We start from the raw sequence: 26,421 nt of genomic DNA on the forward strand, positions 1-26,421 counted from the left end.
CTCATCCCGCTGCTCGGCGGCCACCTGGCCCGCAGACGGTGTCGCAGGCAGCGGCCTCAGTGCCGCGTCCGTCATCGGTCCCGACGATCGTCCGTACCGCTCAACCACAGCCAGGTGACGGAGGGTCGGCCGTCAGTGCCCGTCGTCCGGCGGCAGGCTCGGCACATCGGCAGGGAAGAGGCTGAGCAGCAGCCCGTACGGCTTGGCGTGTGCGCTGTCGGTGGTTGCGTGCGGCTCCGCGCTCATCGCGCGCAGCCGGGCCTCCAGCGCGTGCGCCTCGGCGTCGGTGAGCCACAGATGGCGCAGCGCCGTGTGCGAAGGCCGGCCGGGCTGGTCCGGCAGCATCTCGCCGAGCGCGGCGTTGATCAGGAACTCGGGTCCGACCGCCGCGTCCTCGTGCACCTTGAAGCCGTGGCTGACCAGCGCGAAGTACTGCTCGGTGCCGCCGCGCACCTGGCGGGTCTCGGCCAGCCGGACCAGTCCGGCCTCCCGCAGCACGCGCACGTGATAGCCGATGGTGCCCTTGCTCATGCCCAGCACCTCGGCGAGCTGACGCAGCGTTGCGGGGCGCTGGCGCAACACGTTGACCATACGGTGACGCACCGGGTGTCCGAGGGCCTTGAACTGCTCGGGCGAGCGCAGCACCAGGTGGCCCTGCTCGTCGCGACGGTGCTCGTCCTGGTCGGCACTCCCGTGCGTGGGGGACTGCTCTTCTGCCATGGACGGATCTTCTGCCATGGCGAAAGTGTCCATGGATCCAAACACTTTTGACAACTCCATCGCGGCAGCCCCAGAATCCCCTACCAGGAAGTGGCGAGGATTCTCGTCACTTAACCCGGGATCCCCAAGGAGTCCGATGCCCCTCGCCACGGCCCGTGTCGCCACCGCGCGCCCCGCCCGCTACGTCAAGCAACTCGTCTCCCACATGGGCCACAAAGCGGCCGCCTCCCTCACGCCCGACGGCCGCGGCACGATCACGGTCGCCTCCGGGACCTGCACCCTCACGCCCACGCCGGACCGGCTGGAGCTGACCGCCACCGCGGCCGACGCCGAGTCGCTGGCCCGGGTCCAGGACGTCATCACCCGTCACCTGGTCCGCTTCGCCGCCCAGGAGCAGCTCGCCGTCGAGTGGACCGCCGCCATCGACGGAGGCGAGCTGGAACCCACCGCCCCCGTCATCGACGAGTACCTGCTCGGTCATCACACGCCGGCCGACGACATCCTCGGCGAGCTGGCCGTCGCGACCCGGGAGGCCGCCGCCGACGCCGCGCACATGCAGGTCTCCTCCGACGAGGGCGCGTTGCTCACGATGCTGACCCGGCTGACCCGCGCCCGCTTCGCGGTCGAGGTCGGCGTCTTCACCGGCTACTCGACCCTCTGCATCGCCCGCGGCCTGGCAGCCGGCGGCCGGCTGCTCGCCTGCGACGTCAGCGAGGAGTGGGCCTCGATCGGCCGGCCGTACTGGGAGCGCGCGGGCGTCGCCGACCGGATCGACCTGCGCATCGCCCCCGCGCTGGAGACGCTGCGGGCGCTCGACGCGGAACCGGTCATCGACATCGCGTTCATCGACGCCGACAAGGACAACTACCCGGCGTACTACGAGGAGATCGTGCGCCGGCTGCGCCCTGGCGGGCTGGTGGTGCTGGACAACGTCTTCCTCGGCGGCCGGGTCCTCGATCCCGCCTACCAGGAGGAGCGTCACGTGGCGATGCGCCGCCTGAACGACCTGATCCGGACCGACGAGCGGGTGGACGCGGTGATGCTCCCGCTGCGCGACGGAGTGACGATCGCCCGACGCCGCTGACCCCTGAAGGCGGCTGCCCCCGAGCGCCGGTGGTGTGCGGCGGCCCGGACCGGACGAACGGCAGGCTCAGTCCTCCTCCGCACAGCAGCCGCCCTGTGCCGCCGCGTGCCCGGCGGTCCGCAGCCGGCAGAAGCAGGACGCCTCGATCTCCACGTCCGCCATCGCCGCGGCGAACTTCAACTGCTGGGCCACGAGCTGTGCCTCCGCCTGTCTGCCCAGTCGTACGAGGCACTCGTGCAGGCCGTGCAACGCCCAGACGTTGCCCGGGTGTTGCAGCGGGCGGGGCAGCGTGTCATCCAGCCCGAGGTCGGCGCGGTAGACGGCCTCGGCCTGCTCGACCCGGCCCTGTTCGAGGAGGAGGGCGCCGTAGGCGTGACGGGTGGGTTGCATCCACCCCCACGGCTCGTCGTACGGAAGACCGTCGTCCAGCTCGATCGACCGGCGCAGCGCCGCGAACGCCGCCTCGAACGCGCCCTTGCGGTACTCCAGCTCACCGTCGAGCATGTGCGCCGCGATCTCCAGGATGTCCGCGCAGGTGTTGTTGAACAGCATCCGTGTCCCGGGGACCCGGGCCGCCGCGCCCCGGAACAGCTCGCGCTCCCGCTCCGCCTCGCCGATCCGGCCCGTGGCGGCGAACGCGACCCCGCGCGCGTACCGGAGCATCGCCGTCGTCACGCAGTACAGCTCCGCGTCGGCGGGCAGCGCGAGGCGCAGGATGTCCTCCCAGCGGCCGAAGCGGATGAGCACGTGCACCCGCATGGCCAGGAAGCCCTCCAGCCAGTCGGCCATGGGCGGACTGTCCACACGCAGCAGTTCCTCGGGCACGGCCGCCTCCAGCCGTCCCGCCGCGTCGAGCGCGTCCTTGCAGCGGCCGAGGAACATCGCGCCGTAGATCTTGAAGTGGTAGTTGTGGCACCGGTACAGGGTGTAGAAGTTCATCGCCCCGGCCCGGGCGTGGAACTTCTCGTCGGCCGTGATCGCCGCCGTGTTGTCGCCGACCACACGGCGGTAGTCGCCGCACAGCACCTCCAGGTGCGAGGGCATGTGCTGCAGGTGGCCCGCGTCCGGCACGAGACCGCGCAGCCGGTCACCGGCCGGCAGGGCGGCCTCGGGCGTGGGGGACATCTCCATCAGGTGGATGTACAGGTGCAGCAGTCCCGGGTGCCGCTCGCCCGCCTCCGTGGCGATCGCCCGTTCCAGCACGGCCCTGGCCTCGGTGGTGCGGGCACCCTGGGCCGGCCGACCGGTGCGGATGTCCCACAGCTGCCAGGGAGTGAGGTTCATCAGCGCGTCGGCGTACAGGGCGGCGACATCCGGGTCGCCGCCGGCCAGTCGGTGCACGGCTCGCATGCTGTCGGCGTAGGCGGTGTTCCACACCGGGCAGTCCCCGGCATCCGGCACCGAGGCCCGTGGGTAACGGGCCTGCAGGGCACCGATGAGGGCCTGCTCGACCGGCGTGGCACCGGCCGCCTTCGCCTGCGCGCGCCGCACGGCGGCGTGCGCACGCTCCACCGTCCGTTCCAGGTCGTCCTCGTCGAAGAACTCCCACGGCTTGTTGTAGTTCGGGCCCAGGGCGTAGGCCAGGCCCCACTCGGCCATGGCGCAGCCGGGATCCGCCGCCGCGGCAGCCTCGAAACAGCGGACGGCTTCCTCGTGGTTGAAGGCGTACGTCCAGGTCAGGCCGCGGTCGAACCATGTCTGTGCCTCGGGCGACGCCGTCGTCACGCGCCGGCCGTGGCCGCCGAGGTCGTAGTCGTAGTCGCGCATGCGAACTCCTCACAGGCCGACGGCCGGCTGTCCCGGTGACCGTGGCGGGGTAGGACGGCGGCGGTGTCACGGCCCTGGCGAAGCGGGTGTGACGACCCTAGCGAAGTACGGCGCGGGGCCCGCCGCATTCCTGTGGGAAACCCCCGGGAGGGTGTCCCGGCCCGCCGTGGTCGTCGTGTGCTCCGCACCTGGCCCGGGGCCAGGGACCCAGCGGCTCGCGGAATGCCTCGCCGGCCCCGGACCTGCCCGGTCTACAGACGGACGACGATCAAGGCGATGTCGTCCCGCCCTCCGTCCACCACGCCGAGACGGGTGAGCAGGGTGTCGGCCAGCTGCTCGGGGTCGGACCGGGCGTGGCGGGCGAGGGTGGCGGTGAGGCGGTGCAGACCGGCGTCGATGTCCTCGTCGCGGCGTTCCACGAGCCCGTCGGTGTAGAGGACCAGGGTGTCGTCCGGTGCGTAGCGGAGCGTGGCCTGGGGGCGCGGGGCGTGGCCGAGGGGGACGCCCAGGGGAGGGTCGGTGGCCTGGTCGAGCAGGACCATGGTGCCGTCCGGGCGGGACAGGACGGGTGGCAGGTGACCGGCGCTGGTGTAGGCGATGCGCCGGTGACGGGTGTCGATGACGGCCTGGGCCGCGGTCGTGGCCAGTGCCCCGTCGCAGGTCCGGGCGTACAGGCTCACGACGTCCATCGCGGTGCCGGGTTCGTGGAGGGCCCGGAGGGCGGCGGACAGCGTGCTGCGGAGCATGCCCATGACGGCGGCGGCCTCCAGGCCGTGGCCGACGACGTCACCGACCGCGACGCTGAAGCGGTCCTCGGTCAGGTCCACCACGTCGTACCAGTCGCCGCAGACGTTGAGCGACCGGGCGGCGGGCATGTAGCGCACGGCGATGTCCTGGTGCCCGGCCAGGTCGGGGGAGTGCAGCATGGCCCGCTGGAGGGTGAGGGCGGTGCGGCGTTCCCGGTTGTGGGCCTCGCGGAGTTCCTCGTTGAGGCGCTGCAGTTCCTGCGCGCGGGAGTACAGCTCGGCTTCCATCGCGGCCCTGTCACCGCCCGGTTCCTCCGATCTGGCACGCAGCGGGCGGGTCTGTACGAACTCGGTCATGTCCTCCACGCGGTGGATGATCCACGCGACCTCCCCGTCGGGTCCCAGGACGGGAGTGTTGATGGGCGACCACCACTTGGCCCGGAACACCCCGGGCCGGCCGGAGACCGGGACGTCGTACTTCTGCACTGCCATCGTGTCCGGCTTCTTCGAGCACAGCACCCGTTGCAGGGAGGCGGTCAGATTGCGGACTCCGTCGGCTTCCGGGTCCGCCGGGTTGTCGGGGTGGACGTCGAAGATGTACCGGCCGACCAGCTCGTCGCGGGTGCGGCCCGTCGCGCACAGGTACGCCTCGTTGACCTCGACAACCACCAGGTGGGGGTCGAGGACCAGGTAGGGGCTGGGCGTCACGGCGAACAGCGCCTGGTAGTCGATCTGTGGTGTGGTCACATGCGGCTCCCGTCCCGCCGCCGGGTGTCCTCACAGAAAGTATGCGCCCGACCGTGAGCGGCGCATCGGTGCCGGATGTGAAGGGGACCTTGGGCATGCTTCTCCCGGGGCGGCTTGAGCGGGCTGCCGGTCGGGCGGGGTGAAGGGGGAGCGGTGCGCAGCTTCGAAACGGGACAGACGGTCGTACGGCGTGACGTCCACCGTGGCGGCCGCGTATGGAGCGAGCACGCGCTGCGCGTCGTCGCCGACACGGGCGAAGCACTGGTGACCGCGTGCTCGCCGGGAGCCGAGGCCCGCTGGCCCGCGCTGTATGCCAAGGCCCGTGCCGACGGTGACCGCACGATGCGTACGGAGGCGTTCGACGCCATGGCGAGCGGCACGTGGGAACTGGCGGCCGCGGTGTGGCAGGAGACCGAGCTGCTGCTGTGGAAGCCGCCGACGGCATGGTTCAGCGTCAACGCCTTCTACACCGCCGCCGGACTGCGGAACTGGTACGTGAACTTCGAGCGCCCCACCCGCCGTACGCCGGACGGGTTCGACACCTTCGACCTCACCGTGGATCTGCTCGTCGCCCCGGATCTGACCAGCTGGGAGTGGAAGGACGAGGACGAGTACGCGCACGTGCGACGGCTCGGCATCGTCACCGACACCGAGCACCAGGCCGTGGACGCCGCCCGCGCCCAGGTCCTCGCGATGCTCGACGAGCGTGCCGGCCCGTTCGCCGATGTCGCCGCGTGGTCGTCCTGGCGGTGGAACCCGGCCTGGCCGATCCCGCGTCTCCCGCAGCCCGTACCGAGGGGTGGAGCTGGGCAGCCGGGATGTCTGGGATAGCGTCCCTCTCACTTGGGACAGAGGAGAGGGACGTCGTGCAGGTTCGGGTTCGTGGGCAGGGTGCCCGCCGGTGGATCACGTTCGGTGTGGTCGCGTTCGGGGCGCTCTTCCTGGTCATCGGGCTGATCCTGGCCGGAGTGTCGGTCTCGTTCCTGATGGACGCGGAGCGGACCCGGGGCACGGTGGTGGCCCTGGAGTGGCGCGGCGACCCCGACCGTGTGTCCGGCAGGAAGCGGGTGGACGACGGACCCGTGGCGTACCCGGTGGTGGCGTTCACGCCGGCCCACGGCACACCGCGGAAGTTCCGGAACTCCACGGGTTCCAATCCGCCGTCGTACGAGGTGGGCGAGCGGGTCGAGGTGCTCTACCGCGCGGATTCCCCCGAGGACGCGCGGATCAACGGGTTCGCCTCGTTGTGGCTGCTGCCGCTGATCTTCGGTGGGATCGGGCTGCTGATGGCGGGGATCGGCACAGGTGTCGCTCTGGCGACGCGGGGACGGTCCCGGGCCCTCTGACCCACACCCGGGTGCGGAACCGCCGTTGCACCGCTACCCGAGCCCTTACGCCGTCACCAGCTGATGCCGGCCGCCACCGGCAGGTGGTCGCTGCCGGTGGCCGGCAGCACCCAGGAGCTCTCCGGCGTCACGCCGCGGACCAGGATCTGGTCGATCCGCGCCACCGGGAACTTCGCCGGCCAGGTGAAGCCGAAGCCGTTCCCGGCCTCCCCCTGAGCCGAGCGCAGCTGCGCGGTGATGCCCGTGAGCGCGCGGTCGTCCATGGTGCCGTTCAGGTCGCCGAGCAGCACCACCCGCTCGTTCCGCTCGGGGGCGACGGCCTCGCCGAGCGCCTGCGCGCCACGGTCCCGGCTGTCCGTCCAGAAGCCCCTTTGGGGCATCAGCCGTACGGATCCCAGGTGGGCCACATAGACCGCCAGGGGACCCCGGTCCGTGGCCACCGTGGTGCGCAGCGCCCGGGTGTAGACCATCTTGATGTCGACCGGCTTGGTGTCCGCCAGCGGCCCGTAGTCCATCTTGGTGTCGACCGGCCGGGTGTCCGACAGGGGCAGCTTGCTCCACAGCCCGACCGTGCCCCGCACCGTGTGGTACGGGTACGTCTTCGCCAGCTCCTTCTCGTACGTGCCCCGGGCCTGCGGGGTCAATTCCACCAGGGCCAGCAGGTCCGCCCCGGAGGCGGCCAGGTCCCGGGCGGTGCCGACCGGGTCGGGATTGGCGTCGCCGACATTGTGCTCGGCCACGGTGAGGTCGCCGCCCGGGTGGGACTTGTCGCGGAGCAGCCCGCCGAAGAGGTTCAGCCACACCACGGCCGGCAGCAGCAGCACGGCCACCGCGGAGGCGGAGCGACGCCACAGCGCCCCGGCCAGCAGGACGGGGATGAACAGGCCGAACCATGGCAGGAAGGTCTCCACCAGGCTGCCGAGGCCCCCGCGGTCCGTGATCTGCGCGTGCAGCAGCAGGGTCAGGCCGAGCAGCAGCGCCGGCGCCGCGAGCACCCGGCCGCGCCTCCAGGGGCCCGGCCGGGAGACGGCCCGTATCACCCGGCGCATGCGTGCGCTTCCGGTCCTGGGCGGGGTCGGCGTGCAGACGAGGGCAGCCGTCGTCGACCGCTTGGGGGTGCAGTTCGTTCCCGTACGTGGGGACCGCCTTGCGAAGAAGGTACGGAGTCGGCGAATCCGGTGGGTGGTTGTTCGTGCTGATGGTGGGGTTCGGCGCATGCCGCCAGTCAAGGCAGCATGGTGTTGCCCGCACGTATGTGTTTTTCGATACGCCGACGATATGGGCCGGCTCGTAGCATCGAGAGCATGCGTGTGTTGATCGTCGAGGACGAACCGTATATGGCGGAAGCCATCCGCGACGGCCTACGGCTGGAAGCGATCGCGGCCGACATCGCAGGTGACGGCGACACCGCGCTGGAACTGCTGGGCACCAACACCTACGACATCGCCGTACTCGACCGCGACATTCCCGGTCCTTCCGGTGACGAGATCGCCCGACACATCGTCGTCTCCGGCAGCGGCATGCCGATTCTCATGCTCACCGCCGCCGACCGTCTCGACGACAAGGCCTCCGGTTTCGGACTCGGCGCGGACGACTACCTCACCAAACCCTTCGAACTCCGGGAACTCGTGCTCAGGCTCAGAGCACTCGACCGCAGGCGTGTCCACAACAGGCCCCCCGTGCGCGAGATCGCAGGGCTGCGGCTGGACCCGTTCCGCCGGGAGGTCCACCGGGACGGCCGCTACGTCGCGCTGACCCGGAAGCAGTTCGCCGTGCTCGAAGTCCTCGTCGCCGCGGAAGGCGGTGTCGTCAGCGCCGAGGAACTCCTGGAACGCGCGTGGGACGAGAACGCCGACCCGTTCACCAACGCCGTGCGCATCACCGTCTCGGCACTGCGCAAGCGTCTCGGGGAACCCTGGATCATCGCCACCGTGCCGGGTGCCGGCTACCGCATCGACGCGCGGCCGGGGGCCGGAGACGAGGGAGTCGAGCGTGGATAGAGCCCCTGGTATGAGTGTTCGTCTCAAACTCACCCTCAGCTACGCCGGATTCCTCATGCTGGCCGGCGTCCTGCTGCTCGCGGCGGTGTGGGTTTTCCTCCTGCGTTACGTCCCCGACCGCGCGATGCTCATCAACCCCGATGAGAAGCCCACGAACGGTGTCTTTCCCGTCCGGTCCGCCCTCCTGGACGTCTTCGCCCCGAGAGCGGCCGCAGTACTGGCGTTCCTACTGATGTTCGGTCTCCTGGCGGGATGGATCCTCGCCGGCCGTATGCTCGCCCCCCTGACCCGCATCACCGATGCCACACGCATCACCGCGAACGGATCGTTCTCCCACCGAATCCGGCTACCGGGCCGCAAAGACGAGTTCCGCGAACTCGCCGACGCCTTCGACACGATGCTCGGGCGGATCGAAACACACGTCGCCGAACAGCAGAGATTCGCAGCCAACGCCTCTCACGAGTTGCGCACCCCGCTCGCGATCTCGAAGGCGCTCCTCGACGTGGCCCGCACCGATCCGGGCCGCGCCACCGGCGAACTCATCGACCGTCTCCACGCCGTCAACACCCGAGCGATCGACCTCACCGAGGCACTGCTCCTGCTCAGCCGCGCCGAGCAGCGGTCCTTCCCCCGAGAACCCGTCGACTTGTCCCTCGTGGCGGACGAAGCCACCGAAACCCTCCTCCCCCTCGCGGAAAAGCGCGGCGTCACCCTCGAGACCTCCGGCGACATCGCCCCCACGAGCGGCTCGCAGGCGCTCCTGCTGCAGCTGACCACGAACCTCGTGCACAACGCGATCGTCCACAACCTGCCGGAACAGGGCACGGTGTGGGTCGACACCAGCGTCCGCCCCGAGACCGTGGTGCTCACCGTCGAAAACACCGGCGAGAGGCTCACCCCACAGCTGGCCTCGACACTCACCGAACCGTTCCAGCGAGGCACCGAACGCGTCCGCACCGACCACGCGGGCGTCGGCCTCGGCCTGGCGATCGTCAAGACCATCACCCACGCACACGACGGAACACTCACCCTCATCCCGCGCGCCGCCGGCGGGCTCCGCATCACTGTGGAACTGCCCGCGAGGCTCCGCAGCGAAGAGGATCTCAGCTGCCTCAAGCTGAAAACGTGAGCCCACGCGGCTCTGGGGCGATGATGTCGGAGGGAGCTGCAGGTCTCTTCAGGAGAGAAAGGGACATCCGCTATGGCGACACAAGGCCCCGCGACTCAGCCCAGGACCGAGTTCGACGCCCGCTACAGCTCCGCGACCAACCCCCGCCCGGGCGCCGCGGACGCCACCGCCACCGAGTGGACCGAGGCCCAGCGACAGCTTGAGGCAGCCGAGATCTTCTGGGTCTCCACGGTGCGGCCGGACGGCCGGCTGCACGTCACCCCCGTCATCGCCACCTGGCACGACGGGGTGCTGTACTTCGCCACCGGCCCGGGTGAGCAGAAGGCGAGGAACCTCGCCCACGACGCCCACTGCGCGCTGACCACCGGGGGAAACTCACTGACCCGAGGGCTCGACCTGGTGGTCGAGGGCACGGCGGAGCCCGTCGCCGACCCGGCGGTCCTGGAGAAGGTGATCGCGGCGTACGAGGCGAAGTACGGGCCGCACATCACGTCGCCCGAGGGCACGTTCCACGGGATCGGGGACGCGTTCCGGAGAGGGGACGCGGTGGTGTTCGCGGTGGCCCCGGCCACGGCGTACGGCTTCGGCCGGAACGACGGGGTGTACACGCATACGCGGTGGACGTTCTGAACGACAGCACGGCCCCTGGGAGAGGCAGCTCCCCCGGGGCCGGACCGATGCGGCTTACCGCACGTCTACGTAGTCACCTGAGGAGGTGACGTCCGGGGTGATCCAGTTGCCCGGGTAGGTGAGGCGGTAGTAGCCGTCGTGGGTGGCGGTGGTCGTCGTCTTCACCTGGCCGTCGTCGACCGGACTGGTGAACTTCAGCGTGGTGTAGGAGTTCTCTGTCTTCTCACGGTACTGCAGCTTCGCGGGCGTGCCGGAGGAGAAGCCGTGGTACTTGCCGTCGTCCCAGCTGGCGCGGGTGATCAGGCCGGTGACCGTGACCGTCTTGCCCTTCTTCACCGGCTCGGGCGCGGCGTCGGCGGTCAGCTTGGTGAAGCGCTGGAGCAGGAAGTCCTTGGCGCTGTCCCGCTTCGCGAGCCCGATCTTGCTCGGGTCCTGCGGGGCGTCGGTGTCCTGGCCGTTGAAGGCGAGGGCGTAGATCCCGGTCTTCCAGATGCCGGCCATGTCGTTGCGCAGTTGGGCCGGGTCGGCCGTGACGGTGGCCGTGCACGTCGCGAGGGTCGCGGGGGAGGTGGGGGAGTCCGTGCAGGCCGGTTTGGCGTCGGCGAGGAGTGCGATCGCCTCGTCGGGCGAGTTGCCGCGGTACAGCTCCAGACCGACGACGAAGTCGGAGGCGTGGATGTCGACGTCCGCCCCGTGCTTCAGCGTGAACGTGACGGTTGCCTTCTTCGGCGCGCTCGTGCCGACGACGATGTTCTTTCCGCCGTTGATCTCGGTGTTGTAGAAGGTGACGTCCAGGGCATGGGCAGTGCCCTTCACGGCGTCGGTCGGGGCGGGTGCCGTCGTACCGAGCACGTCGACGAAATCGCCGGCTCCGCTGGCCGGGGAGGTGGTCGAAGCGCCCCTGAAGTAGAAGCGGAAGTAGCCGTCGAGCGAGGCGGTGGTGGTGGCCTTCAGGTTGCCCTTGGCGTCCGCCCTGACGGTCTGCAGCGGGGAGTAGGTGCTGCCGCCCTTCCTGCGGAACTGGGGCACCACGTCCGGCGAGTGGTAGCCCTCGTACTTCAGCGTCTCCCAGTTGACGCGGGTGATGACGCCCGTGATGGTGATGGTCCGGCCCTTCTTCACCGGTTCCGGGGAAGCATCGGTGACGGAGACCTTGGCTGCGCGCTGGAAGTAGAAGAAGCCGGCCTGCTCCTTTTCGCTGTGGTCGCCGTCATCGGCGTCGACCCGCGCGTCCACGTACCAGGTACCGGCATGGGCGTTGGTGAGGTGGTCCGTCTTCGGGTCGATCGTCACCGAGGCGGTGCAGGTCGAGGTGGTGGCGTCGACCTGGGTGCAGGTGGGCTTGTCGGTCGAGGCGTGCCCGTTGCCGGGGCCGTGCAGGTAGAACGCGTCGGCACCCTTGATGCCCGAGTCGTCCGTGGCGGTCACGCTGACGTCGAAGGTGACCGCCGAGGTGCCGATGGCGACCATGTTGTCGCCGTCCACCACCACTGTGGTGATCTGGGTGTCGCCCTCACCGGAGGCCTGCGCGGCCGGTACGGCGAAAGCGGACAAGGCCAGAGCGCCGCCCACGACGGCGCTGGAGGCACGGATACGCATGTGTTGTCCCCACGTGTGAATCTGGGGAGTCGGATGACTCCGCAGAAGTGACACGAACAGGAAACGAAAGGTTGTACGACCGGTGAACAACGCGCAGACGGCTTGCCGCCGCCCCGTCACCACGCGCCTCGCCATCCCTGGCGCGCGGCTCAGCCCGGCTGTGCGGTACCCCTGACCACGTCCACGGCGAGGCGTCGGTGTACGGCGAAGAGGTCGAGGGCGGTGTCGGTGTCCCGGGCGCGCAACGCGGCGACGAGCCGCTGGTGTTCGCGCGGAACGCGGGCCAGGTAGTCCTCCGTGCTGTGCCCGATCCGGGTCAGCAGGAACAGGTGGACCTGGCAGCGGATGCCGTTCCACGCGTCGGTGAGGCGCTGGTGGCCGGCGGCGGCGAACACCACGTCGTGGAAGGCGATGTCACAGCGCACCATGTCATGCGCGTCCACGGCCCGCTCCATCATCTCGGCCGTCTTCGCGAGGGAGGCGAGGTCCTCGTCCGAGGCGCGCGAGATCACCTGGCGGACGGCCAGGTCCTCCAGCGCACCGCGCAGACTGTCCAACTCCTCCACGTCCTGGGCGGACAGCGTGGTCACCGTCGTACCACGGTGCCAGGCGCAGTGGACCAGGCCCTCGCGCTCCAGCAGGCGGAGAGCTTCGCGGACCGGGCCCCGACTGACGTCCATGTCACCGGACAGCTCCACCTCGCGCAGTTGCGCGCCGGGGGCGTACGTCCCGTCGAAGATGGCCTCCCGGATGTGGTCCGCGACCTCCTCGGCCAAGCCGCGGCGCCGGGCCGGAGCCACACGACCCCGTTCGCTCAACTGCCCCACCTCCCCGATGTCCTGACGTTAACATTCACCCGTTGTCGGAATGTCAACATTAAGACAAGGGGTTGCCATGACCGTTCTCGATTCGCCGATCCCGCGCTTCCACCTGGCCATGCCGGTCGACGACCTGGCTGCCGCCCGCCGGTTCTACGGCGACGTACTGGGCCTGGAGCAAGGCCGCAGCGCGGACACGTGGGTGGACTGGAACCTGCACGGCCACCAGTTCGTCACACACCTCGTCCCCGAGCGCGGCCGGCGCATACACAACCCGGTCGACGGACACGACGTCCCCGTACCGCACTTCGGACTGATCCTCACGATCGCCGAGTTCCACAAGCTCGCCGACCGGCTGCGCGCAGCGGGCACCGAGTTCGTCATCGAGCCCTACGTCCGTTTCCAGGGGCAGACGGGCGAGCAGTGGACGATGTTCCTCCTCGACCCGGCGGGTAACGCCCTGGAGTTCAAGGCGTTCGCCGACGACGCGCAGGTCTTCGCCGCCTGACCGACGGCCCGTCCCGCTCAGCCGGCCGAAGTGTTCTGTCTCGCCTCGCGTGCTTCGGTGAGGGCTCGCTGCCTGAGGTTGCCGCCGAACAACTGCATCGTGGTGGCGGCCAGGATGTCATCCCTGCCGATGGTCCGCCCGTCCCCCCTGCGGGTGGACGGGATTTGGAGGGAATCCTTGAGGAACGGGGGTGGGGCCGGTTCGCCCGACATCACCGGGGTGACCGTGCCGACACGTTGGGCCCCGCCCTCGCGGACGACCATGGCCGCGTCCCGGGCGAGGTCCGTCAGGAACACGCTCGCGATTCCGTCCAGGTCGCGGACCATCGCCGGGACGGCCGTAGCCCCCTGGCTCCGCAGCAGCTTCCTGACCCCAGCCTCGAACCTGTGGGCGCCGACCACGGCACTCGGTTTGCGGGATCTGCTGCGCTTACGAGACGGCACGATGACACCCTCGGCGTCGTACAGGACACCGGTCAGGCCGTGAAACGTCGGGCTGTGGTCGTACCACTTGCTCCCCACCTCGAGTTCGACGTTCCGGTCGATCGCCGAGAGAAGGTCACCGGGAACCAGCTTCTTCCGGGCCTCCTCCGCCGCCGCTCTCCTCGCGCCGTCGATGATCTCCGTCAGCACTGTCCGCGTCACCGACGCGGCGGCCCACGCGGCCGACCGAGAGACGTGCATCGAGGTCACGTCCCTGAACACCGCTTTGACGAGAGAAGGCTTGAACGGCGAGACACCCATGACCGAGGCGGTCTCGGGACCGCTGCGCTCACGGCGTGCGGGCTGTGTGGTCATCGGAAGAAACGCTCCCTGCTGTCGGAGTTGTCAGAGGCCCACACTTCACCACGCAGACCCGCTCTCGTCCCCCATCCTCCGTCGAAGCGGCACCACCTAGCGTCGGTGGAGGCGGCGACAGCCGGCGAGCCCGGCCATGGTGCGCTCGACGGTCCAACGGAGACGGTCCAGTCGTTGCCAGGACTCCACTCCCTTGAGGGCCCCGACGGATATGGGCAGACCCGACCGTTCCGTGATCAGCCGGCCAGGGCGCGAGCCGTCTCGGCCCCGAGGCCGCAGGAGGCGCCGATGGCCACCGTACGGCGGCGACCCTGGGCGTTTCAGGGTGTGAGCATCCGGTCCTGTTCCACCGGAGGTGTGCCGTCGTGCCAGTCCAGAACCCTGCCGAAGCGGACCAACTCACCGTACAGGACGGGATCGACGTGGTCGGCGAAGACCAGGTCGAGCACGGCCGCGGCAGCCTGGGCCGGCGACTGGGCCTGGCTGTAGTCGCTGAACCAGGGACGCGAGGTCGCGGTGTCGACCATGCCCGGGCACACGGCAGCGATCAGAGTCCCGGTGGCGAGGTCGTGCGCGCGGCGTTCCGCGGCGACCCAGGCTGCTGGCCACGACGAGCAACCGGCCGCCTGGGCGCAGCACGGGACCGAAGGAGCGCAGGATCGCGTGCGTGGCGGTGTTGGAGACGTCGATGAACTCGTCGGCCCGCTCGGCCTGCGACTCTTCGGGCAGCACACGGGCGACCGCGTTGGAGATGACGACGTCGGCACCGCCGTGCCGGACGCGGAGGTCCTCCGCGAGGTGAGCGATGACGTCGGGGTCGGTGACGTCCAGAACCCGTCCCTGCACGCGGGCACGGGTACCGGGCAGCCGGCCGACCTCGCGGGCGGCGTCCGTCACGCGCCGATGGCTGCGGCCGGTGAGCAGGACCAGGTCGTCCGGGTTCATGCGGGCCGCCAGTCCTTCCACGAGAGCGCGGCCGAGTCCCTGGTTGGCGCCCGTGACGAGGGCGATGCGGGATGCGTGCATGCCTGCCACGCCAGGAACCCCGTTGCCATGAGCCCAACGAAAGTTCAGCCTCGGTAGTATGCGTGAGCGTCATGGACTTCACGGCGGCGCCCCCTTCCACCGACTGGAGTCCCATGCCTGCACGCCAGAGCCTCGCCCTCGCTCTCATCGTCGCCGCAACCGCCCTGACGGGCGGCTGCGCGGAGCAGCAGAACCGGGAGACGGCGACCGAACCCGGCACCACGACCTCGGTCCCGGCCACCGCCACTGCGGCCCCCTCCTGGGACGGCAAGGCACCCCAGGAAGACGCCGTGCGACGCGCCACCCGCGCCCTGAACGCCGTGGAAACCGACGGCGCCTCACGGGTCGACGAGGGGACGGAGAACCTCGCCGAGGGATGGGGAAAGACCTTCACCCCGAAGGAGAACCGGCCCCACACCCTCGACATCGCCTGCCAGGCACCCGACCACCGCACGCTGACGCTGACCCTCGCGCGGGGCGGCGCGGAAAGCGAGTGGGAAGTGACGTGCGGCGACCGTGAGGCCGATCAGTTCAACATCCCCGCCGGCAGCCGCTTCACCGCCCGTATCCCCGCCGCGGGCCGGCACTCCCAGGGCCTCGTGCTGTGGCGGCTCAACACGGTCGCCCCCGCCGACGTGGAGGGCTGCGAGGACGACATCGCGGGATGCGACGAGTGAGAGGCACCGGAGGGCCGCCGGCCGGACGGCAAGACGCGCCTAGATCTGGGCCTCTCCGGCGCGTACGAGGCCGGTCTCGTAGGCGATGACGACGAGTTGGGCGCGGTCCCGGGCGCCGAGTTTGGCCATGGCGCGGTTGGCGTGGGTCTTGACGGTGACCGGGGTGACGAAGAGGCGTTCGGCGATCTCGTCGTTGGACAGGCCGGTGGCGACGAGAGTCATGACCTCGCGCTCGCGCGGGGTGAGGGTGGCCAGCCGCCGTGGATCCGTGAGTTCGCTCGGTGAGGGCTGGGCGAGGAAGCGGGCGATCAGTCCTTTGGTCGCGGTGGGCGAGAGCAGGGCCTCGTCGGCCGCGACGAGGCGGATGGCGTCGAGGAGCTGGGCCGGTTCGACGCCTTTGCCGAGGAAGCCGCTCGCGCCGGCCCGCAGTGCCTGGACGACGAACTCGTCCATCTCGAAGGTGGTGAGGACGAGCACCTTCACTCCGGCCAGGTCCTCGTCCTGGCCGATGAGCCGGGTGCCCTCGATGCCGTCGACGTCGGGCATGCGGATGTCCATCACCACGACATCGGCCCGCTCGGACCGGGCCAGCTCGGCCGCCTCGCGACCGTTGGACGCCTCGGCGACGACCTCCATGTCCGGCTGCGCGTCGATGAGCAGCCGGAAGGTTCCGCGGAGGAGGGCCTGGTCGTCGGCGAGCAGGACGCGAATGGTCATCGGGAGCCTTTCACAACGAGGGGTTCCAGGTCTTCGGCGTGAGTACGAGGGGGAGTTCCGCGTGGACCCGGAAGCCGCCCTCCGGCCGGGGGCCCGCGGTGACGGTCCCTCCGACGGCGGTGGCGCGTTCGCGCATGCCGATCAGGCCGTGACCGGTGCCGGGGCCCTCGGCCGGGCCGGGGAGTCCGTCGTCAGTGACGGTGATCCGCAGGGTGTCGGCCCCGTAGTCCAGTGTCACCTCGACATGGTTGGCCGAGGCGTGCTTGTGGGTGTTGGTGAGCGCCTCCTGGATGATGCGGTAGGCCGTCAGCTCGGTGGCGGGTGCCACAGGCCGGGGCAGGCCGGTGCGCTCCAGGTCCACAGCCATGCCGCCCGCTCGGAGATTGCCGACCAGGGAGTCGATGTCGGCCAGTCCGGGAAGGGGGGACCGGGAGTCCGGCGCGTCGTCGGGCTGGCGCAGCAGCCCGACGGTGGCGCGTAGTTCGTCGAGTGCGGTGCGGCTGTTGTCCTTGATGTGGGCGAGCGCCTGATGAGCCAGTTCCGGATCGGTGCGCAGCAGGTGGTGGGCCACTCCGGCCTGGGCGTTGACCAGGGTGATGTGGTGGGCGATGACGTCGTGGAGTTCACGCGCGATACGGACACGCTCCTCGGTGACCCGGCGGCGGGCCTCCGCCTCGCGGGTCTGCTCGGCGCGTTCCGCCCGGGCCTCGGCCTCGGCGAGGCGCACGCGGCGACTGCGGACGACATCGCCCAGGGCCGTGGCCGCGATCGCGAGGTCGAACCGGAGCAGCGCCTCGCCCGCGAGCGGTGACACCGAGTGGGCGAAGGCGTAGACGGCCGTGATCGCGAGGGAGGCGATGACACCGGCGACCCACGCGGTGCGCCGGCTCCCGCGGGTGGCGAGTGTGTAGAGGGCCACCAGACTTGCCGCCGGAGACAGGGAGAAGTCCGGTATGCGGACCATGTGCGCGAGGTCCACGGCCAGCGTGACGAGGACGACGGGCAGCGGCCACCGGCTGCGGAGGACGAGGGGCGCGCAGGCCAGTGCCGTCCAGGCGACGCCGCCCATTTTCGGCGCATGCCATCCGGTGCCTCCCTGCCCGACGGCACTCGCCGCCACCGCGACAAGGATCACCAGCACGGCCGGGAGCGTGTCCCGCACTCGCCCGTGACGGGCCGGCCAATGCCGAAACACGGCGGTCACCTGCATTCCTTCACTATGCAGCACACATACGGCGCGGCCCGGGCCGGGCGTGGCGGTGCGCCTTCCGCGGCCCGGCCCCTGCTCCGGGCCGGTGCGTCAGCGGCTCATCCCGGCCGGCTCCGGCTCACGACCGGGGCCCGTCCCCTGCTGCGGCTCCTGGACCGGCCCCTCCACCGACACCCGGGGAAGCGCCCGGTCCAGCGAGCGGGGCAACCACCAGTTGGAACGGCCGCACAGGTGCATGAGCGCCGGTACGACGACCATGCGGATCAGCAGGGCGTCGAGGGCCACCGCCACCGCCAGGCTCACGCCGAACTCGGAGATCACCCGCATGCCGCCGAACACGAACGACCCGAAGACACAGACCATGATGGTGGCCGCGACGGCGATCACCCTGCCGGTCTCCGCCTGCCCGACCCGGACGGCACGGCGGTTGTCCCCGGTGTGGGCCCATTCCTCGCGCATCCGGCTGACCAGGAACACCTGGTAGTCCATCGACAGGCCGAACATGATGCCTACGACGAGGATGGGCACGAACGACTCGATCGGTCCGGCGGCGCCCAGGCCGAGGAGCGAGGCCCCGAAGCCGTACTGGAAGACGACGACGATCGCGCCGAACGCCACGCCGATGCTGAGGACGTTCAGCAGTGCGCCGACGGCGGGGATGAGCAGGCTGCGGAAGGCGACCGTGAGCAGTAGGAAGCCGAGTACGGCGATCACCAGCACGAACACCGGCAGCTTGCCCATCAGCACGGACGCGAAGTCGTCGTTGCCGGCGGTGGGGCCGCCGACGTAGACCTTCATCGAGGTGCCCTGCTCGGCCTGCGGGATCACGTCGGAGCGCAAGTGGTCGATCAGGTCGGAGGTCGCCGCGGACTGCGGGGACGTCGTCGGCACGACGGAGATCACACCGACGTTCTGGCCGTCCTTCATGGGGGCGGCGCTGACCCCCGCGACACCGTCGACCTGCCCGATCGCGGTGGCCAGCTCGGCCTCGGCCGCCCTGTCGGCGGCGGTGGGCGCCTCGACGGCGAGGACGAGCGGACCGTTGAAGCCGGGCCCGAAGCCCTGCGCGATCATGTCGTACGCCTGGCGGTTCGTCGAGGTCGTCGGAAGGTTGCCGTCGTCGGACGCGCCCAGGCGCAGGGTCGGCGTCGGCAGGGCGAGCGCCGCCAGGACGACGAGGGCGACCAGACCGAACGTCTTCGGCCGCGCCTGGACCCGCCCGGCCCACCGGCCCCACAGACCCGCCGTGGGCTCGAAGGCGGTCCGCGCCTGGTCACCGGAGAGGGCACGGCGCCGGCGGCGGCCGAGGACCCGCGGGCCGATCAGCCCGAGCATCGCCGGCAGCAGGGTGACGGCGGCCAGCACGGTCAGTACGACAGTGACGGCCGCGCCGATGGCCATGCCGTTGATGATGCCGACGTTCAGGGTGAGCATGCCGAGCAGGGCGACCACGACGGTCAGCCCGGCGAAGACCACGGCCCGGCCGGAGGTGTTGAGGGACTTGCTGATCGACTCGCCGACGCTCATCCCCGCCGACAGGTTGCCGAGGTGCCGGTTGACGATGAACAGCGCGTAGTCGATGCCCACGCCGAGACCGATCAGGGAGCCGAGGGTCAGCGTGGTGTCGGAGAGCGTGATGACATGGCTGAGCAGCATCACCGCGATCGCGGAGGTGCCGACGCCGGCGATGGCCGTGATGATCGGCAGCGCTGCCACCCACACCGCCCGGAAGACGAACAGCAGCACCACGAAGGCGAGGACGATGCCCATGGCGTCGGCGACCGGGTTCGGCTCGGGGCTGACGGTGAACGCCTGTCCGTTCAGCGCGATGTGCAGGTTCGCCGACTCGGGCCCCGTGGCAAGTTGCCTCACATGGTCGATCTGGGTGTCGCTGACGCCCTGCTCGAACGCGACGGTGGCGTAGGCCGTCGTACCGTCCTTGCTGATCTGGCTCTTGCCCACCGCCGTGAAGGGGCTGCTCACGGAGGCGACGCCCGGAGCGTTCCCGATCTTCCGCACGGCGTCGGCCATCGGCTGCTCGGCGGCGGCGTCGGTGACCTCGCCGCCCTCGACCTGCCAGACGACCCGGCCGCTCTTGCCCGCCGTGCTGCTGGCGGCCTTCTGCAGCAGGGCCGTGGCCTTGGCGGAGTCGGTGTTCTGCGAGGTCGGGCTGTTGCCGAAGTCGCTGCCGGCCGCGCCGACCACGGCACCGAGGGCGATCAGCAGGCCCACCCAGGCCAGGACGACGGCGAGCCGGTGCCTGTGGCACCAGCGGGCGAGAGGGGACATCGACGAGCCTTTCGAGGGGTACGCCACACGAGCCGGGCCGGCGGTTCCGGCCCACCCTCACGCTCGCAGTCACCTGCTCTCTCGTCATTGGCCGCGCGCAGACACCTGGGTCTACTGCGATCGCAGTAGACCGTCGGCGCCGGAGGGCCCGACAGGAGGTCTCCGTCGCCCACGGGCTGGGCACCGAAGAGGCGAACCCGCTTGCGGAGTGGGGGTGTTAATGGCTTCGGCTCTGTTCGGTCGTCTATGTTGTGGGGATGATGACCGGGACGGCATTGCGCCACACACGGATTGGTGACCCGGTGCTCTTCTGAGTGCCGTACGGGCCGGTGTGGGCCCGGTGTTGGACAGAGGGTCCTGCGCTGCTGCGCGGGCTCCGCCTCCGTCGTGTTGATCACAGGCTCGACACATCGACCACGACAGGAGCATTCATGCCCACCAAGACCCTGCGGATTCCCACCGCGGACGGCCAGGCCGACGCCTTCGCCGCCTTCCCCGATGACGGCGAGCGGCACCCAGGGGTGCTGATGTACGCGGACGGCTTCGGTATCCGGCCCGTGCTGCGGAAGATGGCCCGCGAACTGGCCGGGCACGGGTACTACGTGCTCGTCCCCAACCTCTTCTACCGGCACGGCCCGGCACCGGTGATCGAACTTCCCGAGCACATCGGAGAAGAGGCCCGGCCCGCGGTCTTCGCTCAGCTGATGCCTTTGATCGAGGCGCACACCACCGAACGTGTCCTGCGCGACGCCGACGCCTACCTCGGGTTCCTCACCAACCAGCCCGAGGTCGGCGCCGGACCGGTCGCGGTGACGGGCTACTGCATAGGCGGCCTCCTGGCGATGCGCACCGCCGCGGCCCACCCCGGACAGGTGGCCGCCGTCGCCGCATTCCACGGCCCCATGGGCGCCGACGGGCCCGACAGCCTGCACCGCCTCCTCTCCAAGCTCACCGCCCAGGTCCACCTCGGCCACGCCGAGGGCGACATGACGCCCGAGGCCCTCGGCGTGCTCAACCGGGCCCTGGACGCCGCGGGTGTCGACTACACCTCCGAGATCTACCCCGGCACCATCCACGGCTTCACCATGTCCGACACCGACGCCTTCAACCCCGCCGCACTACAGCTCCACTGGGACCGCCTGCTCCCCCTCCTCGACCGCACCCTGGCCGGCAGCTGAGGCTCCGGCCCGGAAGGCCCGGAAACCGAACCTGACGTTGGTGTGAGGGCGGGCTGGGCCCGCCCTCACCGATCGAGGAGTCATGCCCGAGCACTCGGGCCGCGCCGGCTGAGGTCGCAGGGCTGCGATCAGGGGTTGGTCTTGATCTCCTTCATGGTCAGGCGGGATTCGAGGCGGATGCCGGCGGGCAGGCCCTTGAGTTTGTCCATGAGGAAGGCCTCGTAGGCGGCATGGTCGGCGACAGCGACGCGGATGAAATAGTCGGGTCGGCCGTACATGCGGCGGAACTCGACGACCTCCTCATAGGAGGCCACGGTGGCCTCGAACTCCTCGACTGTCTGGCGGTCCTGGGCATGGAGTTCCACGTCGATGAGGACTTCCAGCCCGCGGCCGAGCGCCTGCGGGTCGATGACGGCCCGGTACCCGGCGATCACGCCCGCCTCTTCCAGCCGCTTGACTCGGCGCAGGCACGGCGGTGGCGTCAGGCCGACCCGTTTGGCCAGCTCCACGTTGGTCAGCCGGCCGTCCTGACGCAGCTGAAACAAAATTTCTCGATCGACGGCGTCGAGAGTAATTTCATTGCCCATACCGCCGATCCTAGAGTCCTAGGTCGCAACCATATAAGGCGGGATTCTTTCTAAAATTTCGTCATGGACATAAGCCCCGTCGTCACCGGGGGCCGGTCTCGGCCCGCGCCCATCCCTCCGTCCCCTCCCCGGTCCGAAGCACGCGCGGCGTTGAAGCACTCCGCCGGCGTGGGCCTGGGCTTCGTCCCGCTCGGCCTGGCCTTGGGGGCGCTGGTGGTGCAGTCGGGTCTGCCCTGGTGGTGGGCGGGACTGTCCGCGGCGGTCATCTACGGCGGCTCGTTCGAGTTCCTGCTCATCGGCATGGTCACCGCCGCCGCCCCGCTGGCGGCGATCGCCGCCTCCGCGTTCATGGTGAACGTCCGCCACGTCTTCTACGCGCTGTCCTTCCCCCTGCACCGGGTGACCGGCCGCCTCGGCAAGACGTACAGCACCTACACCCTGTCCGACGAGGTATTCGCGCTGACCACCGCCGAGCAGGCCCGCTCCTGGCCCAGCCGGCGCATCCTGTGGCTGCAGCTCTTCCTGCACCTGTACTGGGCCTGCAGCGCCACCGCCGGAGCCCTGCTCGGCTCCCTGATCCCCCACAGCGTCACCGGCCTGGACTTCGCGCTCACCGCCATGTTCACCGTCCTCGCCCTCGACGCCGTCCGGGAGCTGCGCGGCGACCTGCCCACCCCCGCCCTGGCCCTGCTCAGCGCCGTGGCCGCCCGGCTCCTCTTCCCGGACGAGATGCTCCTGGCCGACTTCACCCTGTTCACCGCCGCCCTCCTCACCCGCCACCTCGCCACCGGCAGGAAGCCGAGCCATGCCTGAGACGTACTACGCCATCGCCGCCGTCCTCGTCGCCGCCGCCGTCACCTTCGCCCTGCGCGCCCTGCCCTTCGCCGCCCTCACACCCCTGCGCGCCAGTACGACCGTTCAGTACCTCAGCACGCGCATGCCCGCCGGCCTCATGGTGATCCTCCTCGCCTACTGCCTGCGCGACCTCCCACTCACCCACACCCGCGCTCTCGCCCCGGCGGCAGCCCTGACCGTCACCGTCGGCCTGCACCTGTGGCGCCGCAACGCGCTGCTGAGCATCATCGGCGGCACGACCGTCCACGTCATCCTGGCCGGCACGGTCTTCGCCCGCTGAAGCCGGGCTTGACCTTGACACGTTGATAAGGTGTGCCCTGGGTGCAGGAGGTGGTCCCGATCCACACGACAAACGGAACCCCGCAGAACACCCGCGTGGCCAACGCCCTCAGCGCCAAGGACTCCTCGGTCCGGCTTCAGGCGGCCCTGGCGGTCGGTTCGAACCCCCGCCCCGGTTTCCTGGAGACACTGGTCGAGCGGTGCGCGGTCGAGCCGGACTTCTTCGTGCGAGACATGCTGTCCTGGGCGCTGACCCGCCTCTCACCGGAGATCACCCTGCCCCGGATCCGCCGGGAACTCGACTCCGAGCGCACTCAGGCCCGCAGTCAGGCGTTGCACACGCTCTCGAAAATCGGTGACAAGAGAGCATGGGCGTGGATCAGGCGCGACATGCTGCGCGACGCCGACGACGAGGTGGCGCGGACCGCCTGGCGCGTCGCGGTCGTCCTCGTGCCCGAGGACGAGAAGACGGACCTGGTCGATGAACTGGTCGGGCAACTCGGGCGCGGCGACCGCGATATGCGGCTGAGCCTGAGCCGGGCCCTCGTGGACCTCGGCGACGTGACCGAGCCCGCCTTGGAGAAGGCCGCGGTGAGTCCCGACCCGGTGGTGGCCGCGCACGCTCGTGCCACCGAGCTGCTCCGGCAGAACCCGGAGGCCGGTTTCGACGCGGCGGTCGAGGAGGCGAAGCGAGTCGTCGTACTCGGCCCGGAAGAAGCCGCTGCCGCGGCCAACGCCACGAACGCTACGGAGGCCGTGGATTGCTGATCGGCGAGGTGGCCCGGCACTCCGGGGTGAGCACGCGGATGCTCCGGCACTACGACGCCCTCGGGCTGGCGCGGCCCACCGGTCGCACCGTCGGCGGCTACCGCGAGTACTCCGCCGAGGACGTCCGCAGAATCTTCCACGTGGAGAGCCTGCGGTCCCTCGGGCTCTCGCTCAAGCAGATCGGGCGCGCCCTGGAGGACCCGGACTTCACACCGTCCGGCCTGGTCAGCGACCTCATCCGGTGGACGGAGGACCGTGTGCGGCGGGAACAGGAGCTGCTGGAGCGGCTCCGCGCCGTCGATGCGTCCGAGCCCACCGGCTGGCAGGACGTCCTGCGCATCGTCGAACTCATGCAGGGCCTCAACTCGACCAGTCCGGCGCGCAGGCAGCAGGCCGTACTGGCCCGGCCCGAGGGCGTGCCGGTTCCCGCCGAACTGCTGGCGGGAGCGGTTCTGGCCGAGTCCGACCCCAACGTGGCGGGCGCCCTGCGCTGGGCGCTCGCCCGGTCGGGCGGCGACGGCGTGGCGGCTCTGGCCGCCGGGATGCGGTCGGAGCACGTCGACATCCGGCGGCGGGCGGTGATGGCGATCGCCGAGATGGCCGAGGCCCCGGGTGCGACCGCGGCGCTTGCGGACGCGCTCGGGGACCCGGACCCGACGGTGCGCGGGCAGGCCGCTCTGGCGTTGGGCAGGCGCGGCGTCACCGCGGCTGTGCCGACACTCGTCGGCATGGTGGTAGAGGGCTCCAACGACGTCGACGCGGCGGAAATCCTGGGAACGCTGTCCCAGGACCCTGGGTGCGCGGACCGGATCACCAGCGCACTGGCCGAGGAACTCGCAGCGTCCACCGCGGACTCGGCGACGCGGATACGGCTGACCCAGGCCCTGGTCGAGCTGCCGGGGAGCACGGCGAAGGAGGTCCTGCGCCAACTCACCCACGACGAGGACCGCGCTGTCGCCCTCGTAGCGTCGGCCTTCCTCGGAATTCTCGACAAGGGGCAGGTCTTCGCGCCCTGAGCACCGGGGGAGGAGCCACCGGGCTCCTGCCCCGGGCAGCCTGTCCGCACACAGGTCCGGCACTCCGGCACCGAGCCCAGGGGACCGGCGTAAACGGACGGACAGACTCCCGTGCGAGGTACAGTCATGCACGGTGCCAAAGCGGCCCTCACCGTTCCGGCGGTGGCGTCTTCCCGGACAACGTGTGTACGAGAGGCGGTGCGACCGTGAGTCGGATCCTGGTGACCGGTTCCGCCGACGGCCTTGGACGTGCCGCGGCCGATGCGCTGCTGTCCGCCGGGCACGAGGTCGTGGTGCACGCCCGCAGCCAGGAGCGCGCCGCGGCCCTCGACCCGCAGGTCGACCGTGGGGCGCACCTCGTGGTCGGCGACTTCACGGACCGTGACGCCGTACGGCGCATCGCCGCCGAGCTGAACGACGCCGCACCCCTCGACGCGGTCATCCACAACGCCGGCGTCTGGAGCGGCCCGGCGGTCATGCCGGTCAACATCATCGCCCCGTACCTGCTCACGGCCCTGCTCCGCGGCCCGCGGCGCCTGGTGTACCTCAGCAGCGGCTCGCACTTCAGCGGGCGGCCCTCGCTCGACGGGGTCGACTGGCAGGGGCGGAGGGCGGGCTCGTACGCCGACAGCAAGCTGTTCGTCACGACGCTCGCGGCCGCGGTGGCCCGCCTGCGCCCCGATGTGCTGAGCAACGCCGTGGACCCGGGCTGGGTACCGACCAAGATGGGCGGACCGAACGCCCCGGACGACCTCGAACTCGGCCACCAGACGCAGGAGTGGCTCGCCTCCAGCGACGAACCCGAGGCCCTGACCACCGGCGGGTACTGGTACCACCGCGAGCGACTCCAGCCGCATCGCGCGGTCCACGACGAGGCGTTCCAGGACCGTCTCGTGCAGGCACTGGCACAGGAGACGGGTACGGCGCTCTGACCAAGCAGCGAAGCCTGTCCGGCGTGAGACGCGCTCAGTTGGGGCGGGGCAACAGCGCGCTTGAGGGCAGTCGGTCCGCAGCAGCCTGATGCCGGCACCGGTGTGCGCGGCGGTCTCAGGCGGTGGGACGCTGCGCTGCCGGGTCGGTGTCTTCGGTGGCGGCCAGGGAGGCGAGCAGGCGCAGTCCCTCTTCTGAGGGGGAGCCAGGTATCGCGGCCGGCCTCACGGCGCAGGATGGCCACCGCCATGTCCCCGAACAGCTCCCAGTCGGGGTAGAACCGGCGGGAGGCCGGGTCGAGGAAGTTGAGGCGGGCCAGCTTCTGCTGGTTGTCCACGTTGGCGAACAGGTCGACGTAGAAGGCGCGGGCGAGCGGGTTGGCGGCCAGGATGTCCATGCGGCCGTTGCACACGACCGCGGGCCCCGCCGTGATCGCGTCGAGGGTCCATTGCAGGCTGCGGTGCGGGGTCCACTGCCGGGTGGTGGTGCGGCGCCGGGGGCGGGTGAGGGCGTCGGTGCCGTCGGCGGCCTGGGCCAGGTGCAGGAGGTGGGCGCGTTCGGTGTCGTCCAGTTGCAGGGCGCGGGCGACGGCTTCGAGGACGGCGGGGGAGGCGCCGGCCAGGTTGCCCCGTTCCAGTTTCGCGTAGTACTCCACGCTCATGTCGGCCAGCGCGGCGACCTCGCTCCTGCGCAGCCCCGGCACGCGCCGCCGGGACCCGGCAGGCAGGCCGGCCTGCTCCGGGGTGATCTTCGCTCGCCGCGAGGTGAGGAACTCGCGGACCTCCTCACGGTTGTCCATACCTCCGACCGTACGGCCTGCCCGCCGCGGGAGGGATGTACTGGCAGTACACCTTTCGCTGGTAACTCGCTAGCCGACGGGATGCGCGGTTACCTGGAGCGGAGGCACTCCCCTGGGCGGCGCCGCCGTGCCGACGGATACCCGGCCGGCAGCGTGCGAAGGACAGCGGCACCCTTGCCCGCCCCCGACCCGTACCTGC

Annotated in this window: 25 protein-coding genes and 2 pseudogenes; 14 read left to right on the forward strand and 13 right to left on the reverse strand. The window is 70.6% G+C overall.

All coding sequences use genetic code 11. From position 1 onward, the window contains the following. Positions 1–132: 132 nt before the first annotated feature. Positions 133–738, reverse strand: coding sequence for an ArsR/SmtB family transcription factor (locus tag ACZ4U1_RS13795; RefSeq protein ID WP_467903014.1), 606 nt, complete (start codon positions 736–738; stop codon positions 133–135). Between the two features lie 118 nt (positions 739–856). Here ACZ4U1_RS13795 and ACZ4U1_RS13800 point away from each other — a divergent pair, with 118 nt between their 5' ends. Continuing rightward, complete coding sequence (locus tag ACZ4U1_RS13800; protein WP_467903015.1) at positions 857–1,804, forward strand: DUF2218 domain-containing protein; 948 nt, start codon at positions 857–859, stop codon at positions 1,802–1,804. 66 nt (positions 1,805–1,870) lie between these two features. Here the strand turns inward: ACZ4U1_RS13800 and ACZ4U1_RS13805 are convergent, their stop codons facing one another. Continuing rightward, positions 1,871–3,571 carry a hypothetical protein gene (locus ACZ4U1_RS13805; protein ID WP_467903017.1) on the reverse strand — a complete coding sequence of 567 codons (1,701 nt, stop codon included), beginning with the start codon at positions 3,569–3,571 and terminating at the stop codon, positions 1,871–1,873. A gap of 251 nt (positions 3,572–3,822) precedes the next feature. Continuing rightward, positions 3,823–5,064 (reverse strand): PP2C family protein-serine/threonine phosphatase, encoded by a 1,242-nt coding sequence (locus ACZ4U1_RS13810; RefSeq protein ID WP_467903018.1) that lies wholly within the window; start codon positions 5,062–5,064, stop codon positions 3,823–3,825. A gap of 153 nt (positions 5,065–5,217) precedes the next feature. Here ACZ4U1_RS13810 and ACZ4U1_RS13815 point away from each other — a divergent pair, with 153 nt between their 5' ends. Together ACZ4U1_RS13815 and ACZ4U1_RS13820 are read left to right on the forward strand one after the other, a co-directional pair. Further along, complete coding sequence (locus ACZ4U1_RS13815) at positions 5,218–5,895, forward strand: ribonuclease FAU-1 family protein (protein ID WP_467903020.1); 678 nt, start codon at positions 5,218–5,220, stop codon at positions 5,893–5,895. Between the two features lie 35 nt (positions 5,896–5,930). Beyond that, positions 5,931–6,410 (forward strand): DUF3592 domain-containing protein, encoded by a 480-nt coding sequence (locus ACZ4U1_RS13820; protein WP_467903021.1) that lies wholly within the window; start codon positions 5,931–5,933, stop codon positions 6,408–6,410. Positions 6,411–6,463: 53 nt separating this feature from the next. Here ACZ4U1_RS13820 and ACZ4U1_RS13825 read toward each other — a convergent pair whose 3' ends face one another. Then, entirely contained in the window at positions 6,464–7,459 is a 996-nt protein-coding gene (locus tag ACZ4U1_RS13825) for an endonuclease/exonuclease/phosphatase family protein (protein ID WP_467903023.1), read from the reverse strand. A 255-nt stretch (positions 7,460–7,714) separates the two neighbouring features. Here ACZ4U1_RS13825 and ACZ4U1_RS13830 point away from each other — a divergent pair, with 255 nt between their 5' ends. The 3 genes from ACZ4U1_RS13830 (at position 7,715) to ACZ4U1_RS13840 (ending at position 10,169) form a co-directional block, all read left to right on the forward strand. Next, entirely contained in the window at positions 7,715–8,410 is a 696-nt protein-coding gene (locus tag ACZ4U1_RS13830) for a response regulator transcription factor (RefSeq protein WP_467903024.1), read from the forward strand. Next, positions 8,403–9,539 (forward strand): sensor histidine kinase, encoded by a 1,137-nt coding sequence (locus ACZ4U1_RS13835; protein WP_467903025.1) that lies wholly within the window; start codon positions 8,403–8,405, stop codon positions 9,537–9,539. Before ACZ4U1_RS13830 ends, ACZ4U1_RS13835 begins: the two co-directional genes overlap by 8 nt. Before the next feature lie 72 nt (positions 9,540–9,611). After that, entirely contained in the window at positions 9,612–10,169 is a 558-nt protein-coding gene (locus tag ACZ4U1_RS13840; protein WP_467903027.1) for a pyridoxamine 5'-phosphate oxidase family protein, read from the forward strand. A 54-nt stretch (positions 10,170–10,223) separates the two neighbouring features. Here the strand turns inward: ACZ4U1_RS13840 and ACZ4U1_RS13845 are convergent, their stop codons facing one another. Beyond that, complete coding sequence (locus tag ACZ4U1_RS13845; RefSeq protein WP_467903029.1) at positions 10,224–11,768, reverse strand: hypothetical protein; 1,545 nt, start codon at positions 11,766–11,768, stop codon at positions 10,224–10,226. A gap of 149 nt (positions 11,769–11,917) precedes the next feature. Then, positions 11,918–12,568 (reverse strand): GntR family transcriptional regulator, encoded by a 651-nt coding sequence (locus tag ACZ4U1_RS13850; protein WP_467903513.1) that lies wholly within the window; start codon positions 12,566–12,568, stop codon positions 11,918–11,920. A gap of 94 nt (positions 12,569–12,662) precedes the next feature. Here ACZ4U1_RS13850 and ACZ4U1_RS13855 point away from each other — a divergent pair, with 94 nt between their 5' ends. Next, a complete protein-coding gene (locus ACZ4U1_RS13855) occupies positions 12,663–13,094 on the forward strand; it encodes a VOC family protein (RefSeq protein WP_467903030.1) in 432 nt (143 codons plus the stop codon). Positions 13,095–13,111: 17 nt separating this feature from the next. On the opposite strand, the gene ACZ4U1_RS13860 is transcribed toward ACZ4U1_RS13855, so the two are convergent. Further along, entirely contained in the window at positions 13,112–13,891 is a 780-nt protein-coding gene (locus tag ACZ4U1_RS13860; RefSeq protein WP_467903032.1) for a hypothetical protein, read from the reverse strand. A gap of 320 nt (positions 13,892–14,211) precedes the next feature. Continuing rightward, a pseudogene (locus ACZ4U1_RS13865) lies at positions 14,212–14,917 on the reverse strand (SDR family NAD(P)-dependent oxidoreductase). A 113-nt stretch (positions 14,918–15,030) separates the two neighbouring features. Here ACZ4U1_RS13865 and ACZ4U1_RS13870 point away from each other — a divergent pair. Then, positions 15,031–15,594, forward strand: coding sequence for a hypothetical protein (locus ACZ4U1_RS13870; RefSeq protein ID WP_467903033.1), 564 nt, complete (start codon positions 15,031–15,033; stop codon positions 15,592–15,594). Positions 15,595–15,633: 39 nt separating this feature from the next. On the opposite strand, the gene ACZ4U1_RS13875 is transcribed toward ACZ4U1_RS13870, so the two are convergent. The 3 genes from ACZ4U1_RS13875 to ACZ4U1_RS13885 all read right to left on the reverse strand — a co-directional run bounded on the left by ACZ4U1_RS13875 (position 15,634) and on the right by ACZ4U1_RS13885 (position 19,810). Further along, entirely contained in the window at positions 15,634–16,311 is a 678-nt protein-coding gene (locus ACZ4U1_RS13875) for a response regulator (RefSeq protein WP_467903035.1), read from the reverse strand. A 10-nt stretch (positions 16,312–16,321) separates the two neighbouring features. Further along, positions 16,322–17,521: a sensor histidine kinase gene (locus tag ACZ4U1_RS13880; RefSeq protein WP_467903037.1), complete on the reverse strand. Its 1,200-nt coding sequence runs from the start codon at positions 17,519–17,521 to the stop codon at positions 16,322–16,324. Positions 17,522–17,611: 90 nt separating this feature from the next. Continuing rightward, positions 17,612–19,810: an MMPL family transporter gene (locus ACZ4U1_RS13885; RefSeq protein ID WP_467903039.1), complete on the reverse strand. Its 2,199-nt coding sequence runs from the start codon at positions 19,808–19,810 to the stop codon at positions 17,612–17,614. A 431-nt stretch (positions 19,811–20,241) separates the two neighbouring features. Between ACZ4U1_RS13885 and ACZ4U1_RS13890 the strand changes: the two genes are divergently transcribed. Then, positions 20,242–20,988, forward strand: a complete 747-nt coding sequence (locus tag ACZ4U1_RS13890) for a dienelactone hydrolase family protein (RefSeq protein WP_467903040.1) — start codon at positions 20,242–20,244, stop codon at positions 20,986–20,988. A 128-nt stretch (positions 20,989–21,116) separates the two neighbouring features. Here the strand turns inward: ACZ4U1_RS13890 and ACZ4U1_RS13895 are convergent, their stop codons facing one another. Continuing rightward, complete coding sequence (locus ACZ4U1_RS13895; RefSeq protein WP_467903041.1) at positions 21,117–21,575, reverse strand: Lrp/AsnC family transcriptional regulator; 459 nt, start codon at positions 21,573–21,575, stop codon at positions 21,117–21,119. 168 nt (positions 21,576–21,743) lie between these two features. Here ACZ4U1_RS13895 and ACZ4U1_RS13900 point away from each other — a divergent pair, with 168 nt between their 5' ends. From ACZ4U1_RS13900 to ACZ4U1_RS13920, 5 genes are all read left to right on the forward strand, one after another. After that, positions 21,744–22,388 (forward strand): AzlC family ABC transporter permease, encoded by a 645-nt coding sequence (locus ACZ4U1_RS13900; RefSeq protein ID WP_467903515.1) that lies wholly within the window; start codon positions 21,744–21,746, stop codon positions 22,386–22,388. Continuing rightward, positions 22,381–22,710, forward strand: a complete 330-nt coding sequence (locus tag ACZ4U1_RS13905; RefSeq protein WP_467903043.1) for a branched-chain amino acid transporter permease — start codon at positions 22,381–22,383, stop codon at positions 22,708–22,710. The genes ACZ4U1_RS13900 and ACZ4U1_RS13905 overlap by 8 nt, the downstream gene beginning before the upstream one ends. A gap of 41 nt (positions 22,711–22,751) precedes the next feature. Further along, positions 22,752–23,477, forward strand: coding sequence for a HEAT repeat domain-containing protein (locus tag ACZ4U1_RS13910; protein ID WP_467903044.1), 726 nt, complete (start codon positions 22,752–22,754; stop codon positions 23,475–23,477). Next, the gene (locus ACZ4U1_RS13915; RefSeq protein ID WP_467903045.1) at positions 23,471–24,493 is read left to right on the forward strand and encodes a HEAT repeat domain-containing protein; all 1,023 of its coding nucleotides are present in this window, start codon (positions 23,471–23,473) and stop codon (positions 24,491–24,493) included. Before ACZ4U1_RS13910 ends, ACZ4U1_RS13915 begins: the two co-directional genes overlap by 7 nt. Positions 24,494–24,699: 206 nt before the next feature. Then, a complete protein-coding gene (locus ACZ4U1_RS13920) occupies positions 24,700–25,425 on the forward strand; it encodes an SDR family NAD(P)-dependent oxidoreductase (protein WP_467903046.1) in 726 nt (241 codons plus the stop codon). 209 nt (positions 25,426–25,634) lie between these two features. On the opposite strand, the pseudogene ACZ4U1_RS13925 reads toward ACZ4U1_RS13920, so the two are convergent. Then, a pseudogene (locus tag ACZ4U1_RS13925) lies at positions 25,635–26,222 on the reverse strand (helix-turn-helix transcriptional regulator); the annotation flags it as partial. Positions 26,223–26,421: the final 199 nt, after the last annotated feature.

This window comes from Streptomyces sp. NPDC028928 (genome assembly GCF_055564915.1).

Bases quoted from the DNA above. Each gene is read 5' to 3' on its own strand.
- ACZ4U1_RS13795 (WP_467903014.1), bottom strand. From the start codon at position 738: ATGGCAGAAGATCCGTCCATGGCAGAAGAGCAGTCCCCCACGCACGGG.
- ACZ4U1_RS13800 (WP_467903015.1), top strand. From the start codon at position 857: ATGCCCCTCGCCACGGCCCGTGTCGCCACCGCGCGCCCCGCCCGCTAC.
- ACZ4U1_RS13805 (WP_467903017.1), bottom strand. From the start codon at position 3,571: ATGCGCGACTACGACTACGACCTCGGCGGCCACGGCCGGCGCGTGACG.
- ACZ4U1_RS13825 (WP_467903023.1), bottom strand. From the start codon at position 7,459: ATGCGCCGGGTGATACGGGCCGTCTCCCGGCCGGGCCCCTGGAGGCGC.
- ACZ4U1_RS13830 (WP_467903024.1), top strand. From the start codon at position 7,715: ATGCGTGTGTTGATCGTCGAGGACGAACCGTATATGGCGGAAGCCATC.
- ACZ4U1_RS13840 (WP_467903027.1), top strand. From the start codon at position 9,612: ATGGCGACACAAGGCCCCGCGACTCAGCCCAGGACCGAGTTCGACGCC.
- ACZ4U1_RS13845 (WP_467903029.1), bottom strand. From the start codon at position 11,768: ATGCGTATCCGTGCCTCCAGCGCCGTCGTGGGCGGCGCTCTGGCCTTG.
- ACZ4U1_RS13855 (WP_467903030.1), top strand. From the start codon at position 12,663: ATGACCGTTCTCGATTCGCCGATCCCGCGCTTCCACCTGGCCATGCCG.
- ACZ4U1_RS13860 (WP_467903032.1), bottom strand. From the start codon at position 13,891: ATGACCACACAGCCCGCACGCCGTGAGCGCAGCGGTCCCGAGACCGCC.
- ACZ4U1_RS13870 (WP_467903033.1), top strand. From the start codon at position 15,031: ATGCCTGCACGCCAGAGCCTCGCCCTCGCTCTCATCGTCGCCGCAACC.
- ACZ4U1_RS13875 (WP_467903035.1), bottom strand. From the start codon at position 16,311: ATGACCATTCGCGTCCTGCTCGCCGACGACCAGGCCCTCCTCCGCGGA.
- ACZ4U1_RS13880 (WP_467903037.1), bottom strand. From the start codon at position 17,521: ATGCAGGTGACCGCCGTGTTTCGGCATTGGCCGGCCCGTCACGGGCGA.
- ACZ4U1_RS13885 (WP_467903039.1), bottom strand. From the start codon at position 19,810: ATGTCCCCTCTCGCCCGCTGGTGCCACAGGCACCGGCTCGCCGTCGTC.
- ACZ4U1_RS13890 (WP_467903040.1), top strand. From the start codon at position 20,242: ATGCCCACCAAGACCCTGCGGATTCCCACCGCGGACGGCCAGGCCGAC.
- ACZ4U1_RS13895 (WP_467903041.1), bottom strand. From the start codon at position 21,575: ATGGGCAATGAAATTACTCTCGACGCCGTCGATCGAGAAATTTTGTTT.
- ACZ4U1_RS13905 (WP_467903043.1), top strand. From the start codon at position 22,381: ATGCCTGAGACGTACTACGCCATCGCCGCCGTCCTCGTCGCCGCCGCC.